Annotated in this window: 8 protein-coding genes; 4 read left to right on the forward strand and 4 right to left on the reverse strand. The window is 69.5% G+C overall.

Annotation, left to right across the window (positions count from 1 at the left end; all coding sequences use genetic code 11):
• Nucleotides 1-320: 320 nt before the first annotated feature.
• Nucleotides 321-4,637, reverse strand: a complete 4,317-nt coding sequence (locus tag MJ797_RS04640) for an AAA domain-containing protein (protein WP_239332155.1) — start codon at nucleotides 4,635-4,637, stop codon at nucleotides 321-323.
• A gap of 334 nt (nucleotides 4,638-4,971) precedes the next feature.
• Between MJ797_RS04640 and MJ797_RS04645 the strand changes: the two genes are divergently transcribed.
• Together MJ797_RS04645 and MJ797_RS04650 are read left to right on the forward strand one after the other, a co-directional pair.
• On the forward strand, nucleotides 4,972-6,342 hold the full coding sequence (locus MJ797_RS04645; RefSeq protein ID WP_239332157.1) for a chloride channel protein: 1,371 nt from the start codon (nucleotides 4,972-4,974) through the stop codon (nucleotides 6,340-6,342).
• Nucleotides 6,343-6,414: 72 nt separating this feature from the next.
• The gene (locus tag MJ797_RS04650; protein WP_239332159.1) at nucleotides 6,415-7,203 is read left to right on the forward strand and encodes an SDR family NAD(P)-dependent oxidoreductase; all 789 of its coding nucleotides are present in this window, start codon (nucleotides 6,415-6,417) and stop codon (nucleotides 7,201-7,203) included.
• A gap of 156 nt (nucleotides 7,204-7,359) precedes the next feature.
• Here the strand turns inward: MJ797_RS04650 and MJ797_RS04655 are convergent, their stop codons facing one another.
• Entirely contained in the window at nucleotides 7,360-8,142 is a 783-nt protein-coding gene (locus MJ797_RS04655; RefSeq protein WP_239332161.1) for an SDR family NAD(P)-dependent oxidoreductase, read from the reverse strand.
• Between the two features lie 271 nt (nucleotides 8,143-8,413).
• On the opposite strand from MJ797_RS04655, the gene MJ797_RS04660 reads away from it, so the two are divergent.
• Entirely contained in the window at nucleotides 8,414-9,631 is a 1,218-nt protein-coding gene (locus tag MJ797_RS04660) for an acyl-CoA dehydrogenase family protein (RefSeq protein WP_374581462.1), read from the forward strand.
• A 121-nt stretch (nucleotides 9,632-9,752) separates the two neighbouring features.
• Here MJ797_RS04660 and MJ797_RS04665 read toward each other — a convergent pair whose 3' ends face one another.
• Nucleotides 9,753-10,529 (reverse strand): SDR family NAD(P)-dependent oxidoreductase, encoded by a 777-nt coding sequence (locus MJ797_RS04665; RefSeq protein ID WP_239332165.1) that lies wholly within the window; start codon nucleotides 10,527-10,529, stop codon nucleotides 9,753-9,755.
• 228 nt (nucleotides 10,530-10,757) lie between these two features.
• Between MJ797_RS04665 and MJ797_RS04670 the strand changes: the two genes are divergently transcribed.
• Nucleotides 10,758-11,825 carry an amidohydrolase family protein gene (locus MJ797_RS04670; RefSeq protein WP_239332167.1) on the forward strand — a complete coding sequence of 356 codons (1,068 nt, stop codon included), beginning with the start codon at nucleotides 10,758-10,760 and terminating at the stop codon, nucleotides 11,823-11,825.
• A 151-nt stretch (nucleotides 11,826-11,976) separates the two neighbouring features.
• On the opposite strand, the gene MJ797_RS04675 is transcribed toward MJ797_RS04670, so the two are convergent.
• Nucleotides 11,977-12,684, reverse strand: coding sequence for an ABC transporter ATP-binding protein (locus MJ797_RS04675; RefSeq protein WP_239332169.1), 708 nt, complete (start codon nucleotides 12,682-12,684; stop codon nucleotides 11,977-11,979).
• Nucleotides 12,685-12,835 lie beyond the last annotated feature (151 nt).

Genomic DNA, 12,835 nt, shown 5'->3' on the forward strand with positions numbered 1-12,835 from the left:
ACCCCTATTGTCGGGCGCTCTTATTCCGCGTTCTGTGTCCAGGTGAGTCTGCCACCGTAGGCCACGGTCCTGCCGCACCCCCGGCCGGCGTTTCGCCGCCGGCATGTCCACCCGACAGGGGCCCGCCCGGCCGCTTCGCTCAGCGCCTGTTTTGAATCTTGGGTTCGGCCAGCGCGCCGCGGTCCGGCGACGGCATCGTCGGTGTCGAGCGCCGAGACTACGACAAAAGCCGTGCTTGGGCGTCCTTCGCCGTCGTGTTATGGCGTGTTTCGGAAGTCGTCATTCGACCAGGGAGCCGGAATGACGATCTCAAACGCGCTCTAAAAGCCCAGGCCACCGGCACCGGGGATATGCCCGGGACGGATGCCCAACTCGTCGAGCCGCTCCCACAGTGACGCGAGCGCGGCGACCGGATCACGAAAATACGCCGAGCCCCGGACCCGCCAGAACTTCCAGCCCTGCCGTTCGAGTACCCGCTGGCGCCGCAGGTCGGTCTCCCACTGCTCCGGGCCGTGGAAACGGTCGCCGTCGCACTCGACCGCGAGCCGGTCACGGGCTCCCTCCACCACCAGGTCGATGCGGAAATGACCAACGTGATGCTGCGGAAGCACCCGGTAGCCACGGCGCAGGAGTTCCCGCAGCACAGCGCGCTCGAAGTCGCTGTCACACCGCTCCTCCAGAGATTCGGCCCGCGCCCGCGGCGTGTTGACGCCATACGCGTAGGCGAGCAGCTGCCCGCGAACATCGTCGGGATGCAGCACGGCGTGATCGACAGTATGGAAGATCCACAACTGGTCGCGGGCACGGCTGGCCGCGACGTTGATGCGCTGCTGATCGGCCTTGCTGGTCGCGGCGGAGCGACTGTCGTCGGCGACAACCGAGAGGAAGACGACATCCCGCTCGTCTCCCTGGAAGTTGTACGGGTTACCGACCCGGATCCGCCGGCGCTCGTACTCCTCAGCACCGATCTTGTCCACCAGCGTCTGCTCGATGAGGCGCCCCTGCCCGTTCCCCAGCAGGGTGACAACCCCGAAGGTCATCCCGTCGTACGCGGGATCAGCATGACAGTCGAGAAGCTGCTGGATGAGGGCGAACGCCTCGGGTTCGTTGACGTCGCCGTACTGGCCACGCGTGCGGACGCCGGCCGCCACCCGGACTGGCCGGACCGCGGGGCCGATGCCGCGATCGACAGCCTCCCGCAACGGTAGGATCTTGCCGTCGTAGAACCGGTTGGAGAACTCGATGATGTCCGGCACACACCGGAAGTGCTCACGCAACGGCACCACCGCCCCGAACACGCGGGTCGCGGTGTCGTAGAGGCTGGCTTCCACGTCAAGCAGGGACCGCTGCGGCATGCCGGCCAGGTGTGACTCGATCAGCTCGAAGACACGGTCCCGGTCGACGCCCACCGCCGTCGGACTGATCTGCTTGTCGTCGCCCACGACGACAACCTTGTGACCAAGCGCGAGGACCCCCAGGGACAACACGCCGCACTGGCTGGCCTCGTCGACGATGACAACGTCGAACAGCGCGGTGCGGCGAGGATCGAAGCTCTGCAGCACCCGATGAATCGGCATGATCCAGATCGGGACGGCGCCCATCGCCGCCGGCAGCTCGGCCCGCGCGTCCGCCTCCCATTTACCGGCGAATCTGCCAGTGCCCTTTCCGATCCTCGCGAGGGCCTGGAGCCAGGCGATGAGCGCACGCCGTTGATCTTCAAGCAGGCTGCGCCGCACGCCGAGCCGGGCCCCGCGGGCGGCCAGCTCCAGGATGAGCCGGCGCACATCGGCCGCGGTGGCGGCGATCTGACGCTGCAACAGCGTGGCGTCGCCCCGGCCGAGCAGGCTCTCCAACCAGGTCTGGGCCTGCCGCCACTGCCAGAGCCGCGCAAGGTCCCGCGGCTGGCCACAGACGGCGGTGTCTCCGCCGGAGCTGACGACACGGCTGGCCCAGACCGGGGCGACAGCGGCGAGACGCCCGGCCAGCTCGTCACGGCGGGCCAGGACGGGCCGCAGCCCGGTGAGCCGGTCGATCTCCTCGCGGGCCGTCTGCCATGCGGCGAAGTCACGCCGGGCCAGCGTGTCGGACAGCGCGTCCCACAGCGGGCTCGCGTCCGGCCGCCGCCGCCCGGACTCGAGAGCCGCGCGGAGCTCGTCGAGCCGCGCTGTCTGCACCCGTTCGTCGCCACGCTTCGCGGCAGCCGTGAGCACGGTGCCGATCTCGCACAGCTCGGCGGCGGTCGGCCGCGCCGGGGTCCGCGGAAGCACCGCACGCAGCCGGACGACCAACGCGGGCATGGCCGTGGCCTCCCAGGCGATCGCGCCGCGCAGCAGGCCGACCGCCGTTTCGAGCGAGGGGAGGAAAGCCGGTGTGCTGGCGTCCAACGGCGGCGCGTTCAGCTGCTCGACCAGCTCGGCATACCGGCGGCCCGCCGTCGCCCTGGTGGCCCGCTCGCGGATCACCGCCCGGACGGCGTCGACCTCGGCTTCGGTCCGCAGCTCAAAGCCATCGACCCGGACGGCGCTGTGAAACGCCTTCAGCCCCTTGCCGCCGAGGCGTGGAATGCCCCGGCCCGCGGCGAAGCGGGACGCAAGATCGTCGAGGAAATCCTCCTGCGACCGGGGGTCACCAGCCGGGATGACGATCTCCCTGCCGGCCATCCGGCGCCGCGTGTCAACGAGTGTGCCAGCGCATTCGGCAAGCGCCTCGGCCTGCTCCGCCCAGAACCCGGCCAGCGCCGCGGACTGGGCGACCTGACCGCGGACGGTGACAAGCCATGGCGCATCCAGCTCGGCGATACGAGCAACCGCCTGCTGGGCGTCACCGGCGAGGACCTCAAGCGCCGGTCCACCGAGAGCGTCAACGGCTGGCAGCACCACCCCCCGCTCCTCCAGCTCGGCGAGTTCGTCGCGGAGGAGGTCGAGGACACGGTGCCGCTCGCGGAGATCCCCGGTGGACGGGATCACTGTCAGGTCCGGCAGCAGGCTGTGGGCGGCAGCCGCGTCCGCCGCGTTCACCGTGCCCGCAAGGCGGACCAGATCGGTGAACTCGCCGAGTGTCACCGGCGGCCGGCGGCCGGCGGCCGGCCTGTCTGGGATGCGGTCCCATTCCGCCTCGTGGCGGGCCAGCCAGGCGCTCACCTGTGCGGCCTTGGCGGGCCCTTCGGGGAGCTCGAACTCGGCGGCCTCGTCGCGGAGCAGATCCACCAGGCGCAGCTCGAGGTTCCGCTCGCGAGCACGGGCCGTATCAAGATCGCGGGCGAGCGCCTCAAGCGCGCGGGCCTCGGCGTCCGGTTCGATGCTGGAGACCGCGTCCATGATGGTCTGGACGGAGGCACGGAGCTCACCGAGCGCGGCCTGGCTGGAGCCGAGCACCGCGATCGACAGGTCACGCAGCTCCGCGGGTATCTTGTCGCGAAGCACCCCAAGGGCCTGCTCGTTGTACGCGGTGACCAGCACCCGCTTACCGTGGGCAACCAGATGGCTGACAAGGTTCGCGATCGTGTGGCTCTTGCCCGTACCAGGCGGGCCCTGCACCGTGACGCCCCGGGACCGCGCGAGCCGGACAGCGATACGCTGCTGATCGTCATTCGCGGGCAACGGCATGAGCAGGCGTTGCCCGACCGCCGCCCAGCCGTCGTCGCCCGTGCCCTCGCCGGGGCCGGCCGCCGCGCTGTGGCCGTCGTCCGCCATGATCGAGGCAAACGCCTCGGCGAGAAGGTCGCTCTCCGCGAGAACCTGGCGCAGCTCCGTGTAGAAACGGCGATACAGCGTCGGACGTGGCCGGACGAACAGGACCCACGTGTCGGCCAGCACCGCGGCCGCGGCCGGGGCAGGCACCTCGGGACCGGGCGCGACCCGCGCGTCAAGGCCGAGCGGCGCGACAATCTGCGCATACAGATCGGCCAGGCCGTCATCAGACCAGGGATCCGGCGGGACCCCCCGTACCCGCTCCCGCAGTGCCGCCAGTTCCTCCACCGCCGCGAGCCCCAGCAGAGGGTCGGTCTCCAGCGCGGGCAGCCCGTCCGGCAGGACCGACAGCACCCCGGTGTCCGCGTCCATCTCGATGGTCACGGGGGTGAGGAGCAGCGGATGGTGGACGGCCTCCCCTGCCGGCAGCCACGACAGCACGCCGTGGCCCCACACCAGCTCGTACCTCGCGTTGTCCCGCTGTAGCCGTAGCCGCAGATCGTACAGCTGTTGATACAGCCTTCGGCCGGCCCGGGCCGGCATGGCCCGCTCCGCCCACGGCTGCCAGTGCTCGACGACCCACCGCGCCAGTTCAGCCCGGACCTCCTCCGGGTCCTCGCCCCGCTCGGCCGCGGACGTGTCGAAGTCGAGGGGCAGCAGCGGCGGCCCGGACAGGCTGACCGTCGCGGACGACACGTGACGAGCCAGCGACTGCGTGAGCACCGGTGCGTCCGGCTCCACCATCTTCGGGACCGCCAGCCACGCCGGCTGGCCCGGAGCGGGGCCCAGCAGCACACCGTGCCGCACCGGGATGTCGACCGGACGAATCAGCGGCGGCTCATACTCGCTCACGCGCCGCTTCGGCGCCGCCGACGACTCCGACAGAGCCGCCAGGTAGTCCAGCAGGTGCAGCGACCGTGCTTTGGCCTCACCCTGACGCGTGCTCACGACATCCCCCGTGATCGGCTCTTTCCGTCAATCAATCTTCTGACAGCAGAATGTTGTACCGGATGTGTCCGACAGTTCCGGACGGCAACTCATCCCGGCTCGTCACCACGAGCCGAGGCTGCCACTGGCAGCGGCCGTCCGCCGCGACCAGCCGCCGCGACCAGCCGCGGACGCACCCGCGGCGCTGGGGCGTGTCTGCTGGGCGGTTGTCGGGCACCGCTCCAGGGAACAAGCAATCGGGTGTGATCTCATCACTCGCCGTTGACGCACCAGGGGGTCCCTGCCGCCGCTCCCCTCGAGCCGCGCACGGCCGGCAACCCGGAGATGTTCGACGATGAGGACCGTTCGGCGCGGCAGCACCGACCAGAAGGTCAGCGTCCGCAACAAAGTGACGGCGACCGGGCCGTCGCCGGACGATCCGCTGGCACCGGATCCGCTGGCACCGCTGCGGAACCGGCGTTACCTCGGGCTGCTGGCGCTTGCCGCGATCCTCGGAGCACCGATCTCGGCCGTGGCGTATGGCTTCCTCAAACTGGTCGCCGACATGCAGGGATGGATCTTCACGGACCTGCCCACCGCCCTGGGCTTTCATGAGGAGCCACTGTGGTGGCCGCTGCCCGTGCTCGCCCTCGCGGGCATCCTGGTCGCGCTTACCATCCGATATCTGCCTGGGCGAGGCGGTGTGTCACCAGCTGACGGTTTCACCGTGCATGGCGCGCCCGCACCGGCCGAGCTCCCGGGTATCGTGATCACAGCGCTCGCGACCTTGGGTTTCGGCGTGGTACTCGGACCCGAAGGGCCACTGATCGCAATCGGCGGCGGCCTCGCGCTGTGTGCCGTACGCCTGGCCAGACGCGATCCGCCCGCGCAGGTCGGCGCGGTGGTGGCCGCGGCTGGTGGGTTCGCCGCGATCAGCACCCTGTTGGGTTCGCCCCTGATCGCCGCGTTCCTCCTGATGGAGGCGGTTGGGCTGGCCGGGGCAGCCCTCGAGCTGGTGCTGCTGCCCGGCCTGGTGGCCGCCGGGGTCGGCAGTCTGATCTTCATCGGTCTGAACTCCTGGACCGGTTTCGGAACCCTGTCACTGGCGATTCCCAACCTCCCCCCGGTGGGGCAGCCGACCGTGGCCGAGTTCGGGTGGGCGCTGGTCATCGGTCTTGCCGCGGCACCGGTCGGATCGGCGATCCGGCCGCTGGCCCGGCTGCTGCGTTCCCAGGTCGAACGGCATGCGCTGGTGGCCACGCCGCTGGTCGGCCTGGCCATCGCGGGTCTCGCGATCGCGTACGCCGAGGGCAGCGGCAAGGACACGTCTGATGTGCTGTTCTCCGGCCAGGACGCACTGGGCCCGCTCATCGTCAGCGGCACCGGCTACTCGCTGGGAGCGCTCCTGCTGCTGCTCGCCTGCAAGGGGCTCGCCTACAGCGCGTCGATGAGCAGCTTCCGGGGTGGGCCCATCTTCCCGGCGATGTTCCTGGGAGCCGTGGGCGGGATCGCCATGTCCCACCTGCCCGGCCTGCCCCTCGTCGCCGGGGCGGCGATGGGCATCGGGGCGATGAGCGCGGTGCTGCTCACACTGCCGATGACCTCGGTGCTGCTGGCCACTCTGCTGCTGCTGAAGGACGGTCTCACGGTCATGCCCCTGGTGATCGTGGCCGTGGTGGTGGCCTATGTGACCGCTGTCAGGCTCACTCCGCCACCAGCCAGGTGAGTCCGGCGCGGCCCGGTAATCGAGAAAAAAATCAGTTATCTTATCTATCACTTCAGATACAAGATGGGCGGTATGACCCGAGCATCGGAGGCGCTCATGGCATCGGAGTTCGGCGGACGGGTCGCCCTGGTGACGGCCGCGGCCGGGAAGGGCATCGGCCAGGCGACGGCCAGGCGGCTGGCCGCCGGTGGTGCCCGGGTCGTCGTCACCGACATCCACGAACGGCGGACCCACGCGGTCACCGCCGCGATCGCCGCCGACCACCCGGGCACCACCGTGGTCGGGTATCCGATGGACGCCGGTGACCGCGACCAGATCGACACAGTCGTCGCCGAGGTGGCGGGCACCCTCGGCCCGGTGCAGATCCTGGTCAACAACGCCGCCGTGAACGTGCTCGGCAGCATTTTCGACTACGACCCGGCCGCCTGGGATCACGTCCTGCGGGTGAACCTGACGGGCGCCTGGTATCTGTGCCGGGTGACCATGCCGGCGATGCGCGACGCCGGTGGCGGTGTCATCGTCAACATCGGCAGCTATGCCCCGGACGTCGGCGGCAACGGCATCGAGTCGCCGTACGCGATCACCAAGGGCGGCCTCAACGTGCTCACCCGCAGTTGTGCGCACGAGGGCGGCCCGCACGGCATCCGAGCGGTGTCGGTCTCGATGGGCCTGGTGCGGGGAACCAAGTTCGTCGACGACCATCCCGAGCTGAAGGACATTCCCGGCGCCCTCGGGGTGCTCGCGGACCTCACGACCGCGGACGAGATCGCCGAGATGGTGGCCTTCGTCGCCTCCGAGCGTGCCCGCCACCTCACCGGCGAGATCATCAACGTGTCCGGCGGCGCCTACATGCGCGCCTGACCCGGCTTGGCCTTAACAGGTCGGCACACCGTAACAGGTCGGCGCACTATCCATGATCGGCGCGTGTTTGTCGTTGTGTACGGTTTTCGGCCGGATCGGCGTGCCCAACGACAAACAATCGCTGATCTTTCCGGTCGCGGAGCGGGATCGCGCGCCCTAGCGCAGGACGCAGCGGCCACCGTCGACCATGAGAGTCGCCCCGGTCACGTAGCTCATCCCGGGGCCAGCCAGGGCGACGACGGCGCCGCCGATGTCGTGCTCGCAGTCGCCCATCCGGCCGAGGGGCACCTTCCTGAGCACGGCCTCGAAACGCTTCGGCGCCGCGTCCCGGAAGGCGGTGGCGGCGGGTGAGTCCCCGAACGGGCAGATCACGTTGACGGTGATGCCATACTGGCCCCACTCGCGCGCCGCCACCTTCGTCAGGCCGCGGATCGCCTCCTTGGCCATCACGTACGAGGCGAAACCAGGATCGCCCTCGACGCCGGTCGACGACGCGAGGTTGATGATCCGTCCGCCGTGCGCGGACAGGTGCGGAAAGCAGGCCCGCATCGCGTGGAAGGTACCCAGGGTCCCGCTGCTGTAGCAGACCGCCAGGTCCTCGGCTGTCGTCTCCCCCAGCAGCTTGGGCGGGACGACGGTCTGCGCGTTGTTGACCAGAATGTCGACGGTGCCGTATGCCTCGACGGTCGCGGCCACCAGCGCCTCGACCTGCCCCTGGTCGGCCACGTCGCAGCCGGCTGCCAGCGCCCGGCCGCCAGCCTCGGTGATCTCGGCGGCGGTGCGCTCGACCTTCGTCAGTGTCCGCCCGCCGACCGCGACAGCCGCGCCCTCCCTGGCCAGCGCATGCGCGATACCGCGCCCGACGCCCTGGCCCGCGCCGGTCACGATCGCGACCTTGCCCATCAGCAAACCAGGGAGCTGGCCGTCCACCCGGGCCATCCAACCTCCATCGAGAACGCCCGCACCGAGGCCTTCGCGGCCACGGCTGGCAGGGCACCTGTGTCACGGGATAGCACAAAACATATAAATGATTTATCTTCCAGCGCCATAGGCCCGACCCGACCAGGCCGGCGCTCGGCGCTCACGCCAGGCCGGCCTGGCGCTTCGGCACCGATTCATCTATAAAATCATACTGATATGATGATTCCGGACCGTCCGACCGAGGCGGCCAACGGATCGCACCGAGGACGGTGACGTCCTGTTGAAGGGGATTACGCCGATGACGCCGCAGACAGCGGAGGCCTCCTCCCTCAAGACGGTCGACGAGGCCATCGACCGTCTGCTCGCCGAGCACCCGCCCGCGTCCACGCCACCGGCGGAGTTCCTGGGCGCGCAGTACGACGCGGGCCTGGCCTGGGTCTCCTTCCCGGTCGGCCGCGGCGGCCTCGACCTGGGCGTCGGGCTACAGAAGCACATCACCGGGCGGCTCACCGCCGCTGGTGCCCCCAGCGGTTTCTTCCGCAACCCGCTGGGATACGGGATGGGCGGGCCGACGGTCCTGGCGCACGGCACCGACGAGCAACAACAGCGCTACCTGCGTCCACTGTTCACCGGCGAAGAGGTGTGGTGCCAGCTGTTCAGTGAGCCCAACGCGGGCTCGGATCTGGCGTCGCTGGCCACCGTCGCCGTCCGCGACGGCGACGAATGGGTGATCAACGGGCAGAAGGTGTGGACATCCTGGGGTCACGTCGCCCGATGGGGGATGCTCCTCGTCCGTACCGACCCGTCGGTCGTCAAGCACCGCGGCCTGACCTTCTTCCTGTGCGACATGACAGCCCCGGGCGTCGAAATCCGGCCATTGCGGCAGCTGACTGGCGACGCCGAGTTCAACGAGGTCTACCTCACCGACGTCCGGCTGCCGGACGCGCAGCGCATCGGCGGGGTCGGGCAGGGCTGGGGGGTGGCGCTGACCACGCTCAACAACGAGCGCTACATGCTCAGCGACGGGCTCTCCGCGCGGCCCGCGGTCGACGCGGCGATCGGGCTGTGGCGGGAGCGTGCGGACACCTCCTCGGCGCAGGCGCGGGTGCTGCGCGACCGGCTGCTCGACCTGTGGATACAGGTCGAGGTCACCCGGCTCACCGTCCTGCGCGCCGACACCGACCGCGAGCGCGGCGGGACGGGCCCGCAGGGCTCCGTCGCGAAGCTCGCCACAACACAGCTGAACAAGCGGGCGACAGAGCTGTGCGTCGACCTGCTCGGCGCGGCGGGCATGCTCTACGATTCGTACGACACTCGCGAGTTCGACATTCAGGACGCCACCGAGCAGGGCGGCCCGGTCCGGTCCTTCCTGCGGGCCCGTGCCAACACGATCGAGGGTGGCACGTCGGAAATCCTGCGGACCACCCTCGGCGAGCGGGTACTGGGGCTGCCCGGGGACGTCCGGGTCGACAAGAACCTGCCCTGGACCGCGGTCCGCCGCTCCTGACCGGGCGAAACAGCGACCAGCCGGCACAATCGACACACATACCGGTCGCCATGCCCCGAGTATCGAAACGTCGACATCGGATGTCGACGTTTCGATATCGGCCGTTCGACATCAGCCTTTTTCAGCCGGGATGGACGAACTCACCTGGCGCCAGTACCGAACCACCGTCCACGTCGATCACTTGGCCGGTGACCCAGGAGGCGTCCGCGGACAGCAGGAACGCGGCGACCGAGGCGATGTCGTCCGGTTCACCGAGGCGGCGCAGCGGGACCACCTGGGACTGGATCTCCTCCCTGCCCTCCCAGACGAACCTCGAGCCCTCGGTTTTCACCAGGCCGGGGGCGATCGCGTTCACCCGGACGCCGTCAGGGCCGAGATCGAGCGCCAGATCGCGGGTGAGCGCCTCCAGCGCCGCCTTACCCGCGGTGTACACGGCCGCGTACGGAACGAGCTTGCGGATGCTGATGGCGGACACGTTGACGACGGCTCCGCCGCCGTCCGCCAGGCCCGCCTTCATCGCCTCCTGGATCATGCCGATGGCAATCCAGGAGTTGCCGACGACATCGCGGGCGAAGCTGTCCCGATCAGCAAGGTGCGGGCGGCCCAGATAGCTGCTCAGCCCCAGGTTGTTCACCAGGTAATCGATCCGGCCGAACGTCCGCGTGGCCGCGGCGACCAGGGCCGCGGCCGAATCCGGCTCGGCCGCGTCCGCGATGGCGGTGGCCACGCTCAACCCGGCGGCGGCGAACTCCGCCCGGGCATCCTCTAGATCATTTTTATTACGGGCGTTGAGGACGACGCTGGCGCCCTCCGTCGCCAACCGCCAGGCGATCGCCCGCCCGATCCCCCGAGACGACCCGGTGACGATGGCCACGCGCCCGCTGAAACGTCCGTTCACAACCGGCCCCCTGGTATGCGCGGAGTTCCCTGGCAACATCCGCTTGACAGATGTGACGTAAAATAATAACACTAATTTAAAAATTAGTGAGGCTTTCGAGAGCGGTCGACCGGCGCTGGAGGGCGCTTCCTCCGACGGGACACGGCGACCCGGAGACCTGGGCCACCGGCGGCGCGCGACGGGCACGATCGCGCCACCGCTGGCCCCTGGCGGGAACAAGGAGTGGGCATGGACAAGATCTGGGCGAACTCGGGAGATTCGCACCTGTTGGAGCCGGTCGACCTGTGGACGTCAAGACTGCCGGCGCACCTGGCGGACCGCGCTCCACGCACCGAACGGGGCGACCGGCACGAAACAATCTACGTCGACAACGTGGTCCAGCGACGGGCGCTCAACGACTTCATGGACTCGTTCCGTCCCCCGGGCGCCTACGACCTCAAGCTTCGCCTCCAGGACATGGATGCCGAGGGCATCTGGGGGCAGCTCGTATTCCCGTCGATGGGCCTGTGGACCGTCCTGATCACCGATCGGGAACTCGCCGCCGCGTCCGTGCGGGCGTACAACGACTGGTGCCGTGAAGAGATCATGGATGGCTCGCCTCGCATCGTCGGCGCCGCGCTCCTGTCGATGGCCTCCATCGAAGACGCCGTGGCCGAGATCGAGCGGGTCGCCGGGATGGGGTTCCAGTGCGTGTTCCTGCCCACCGTCGTCCCCGACGGGCAGGAGTACGCCCAGGAGCTGTGGGAGCCGGTCTGGGCCGCGGCTGAGGAGGCAAACCTCCTGATCGCCTTCCACATCGGTACCGGCTCGGACGCCAAGGCATTCCGTGGTCCCGGAGCGGCTGTCATCAACTACGTGGAAACGACCTTCCCCGGCATGCGGGTGGTCACCCACCTGGTCGGCGCGGGCGTGCTCGACCGTCACCCGCGCCTGCGGATCATGATTGCCGAAGGTGGGGCGTCATGGGTGCCGGCGCTCGCCGACCGGATGGACGAGGGCTATCGCCAGCACGGCAACTGGGCGCTGCCCAAGCTGTCGGCGCTGCCGAGCGAGCTGATCTACCGGCAGGTCTACACGTCCTTCCAGCACGATGTGAGCGCTGTTCCCGCGGTCACCGCTATGGGTTACCGCAACGTCATGTGGGGTGACGACTACCCCCACCTCGAGGGTACCTACGGCCACACCCAGCAGACGCTGCACGATCTGTTCCAGGATGTCCCGGACGAGGTGCGCCACACCATCACCCTGGACACCTTCCGCACGCTGTTCACCGTGCCGGACCGGGTCGAGGCCTGAAGCCTCAGGCCTTCGGGCCTCGGCGCAGGCGGCCTGACCGCAGGACACGGCCAGGCCGCCTGCCCAGGCAACGGCAACGCGGAGAAGCCCCGGACGCAACCGCCTCCGGGGCTTCTCCGCGTTCAACGCCGGCCCGCGCCGGCCCGCGAGGTCAGGCAGGTGCCTGGGCCAACGGCGCGCCGGACAGATAGGACTGCGCGATGTCGTCCAAGCGGCCGCGCAGATCCTGCGCGGTACCGCTGAGCGCGATCCGGCCGCGGCTCATCACATAGGCCCGGTCGGCGAACTCAAGAGCCTTCGCGATGTGCTGCTCGACGAGGAGCACGCCCACACCGCCGTCCGCGGCCTGCCGGACCGCACGCAGCAGCCGCGTGACAACCAGCGGTGCCAGCCCGAGCGAGAGCTCGTCGGCCAACAGCAGGCTCGGGCCACGGCCCAGCGCTCGGGCCAGGGCCAGCATCTGCTGCTGGCCACCGGAAAGCAGCCCGACCCGCCGTCCGCGGAACTCGGCAAGCTCCGGGAACAAGTCGAACGCGAGCGCCAGGTCACTCCCGCTGACCCGCAGGTTCTCCTCGACGGTCAGGCTCATGAACACCGACCGCTCCTCGGTGACCAGGCCAAGGCCCGCCCGTGCGCGCCGGTGCAGCGGGGCCTTGGTGACCTGGCCGCTCACCCGGACCTCCCCGCCGAGAACAGGCAGCTCACCACACAGCGTGAGCAGTGTGGTGGTCTTGCCCGCGCCGTTCGGGCCGAGCAGCGCGACGACCTCGCCCGGCTCCACGTGTATGTCGAGGTCGCGCACGACCGCGAGCGAACCGTAGCCGGCCGACAGTCCTATCGTTTCGATCAACGCTGGCATCGTGTGCTCCTCAGCCGACCCTCGGGGCGGCACGATCATCAAACTCTCACGTCATACTTTTTCGGACTGAATCAGCTTTTTGGACGCATGCGGTTTCGGTGACTCGGCCCGCTCACCGGGCCTGTGGGAGTCAGCCAGGGCCGCGCCGGCC

It is taken from the genome of Protofrankia sp. CiP3 (assembly GCF_917627345.1).
Taxonomy (GTDB): domain Bacteria; phylum Actinomycetota; class Actinomycetes; order Frankiales; family Frankiaceae; genus Protofrankia.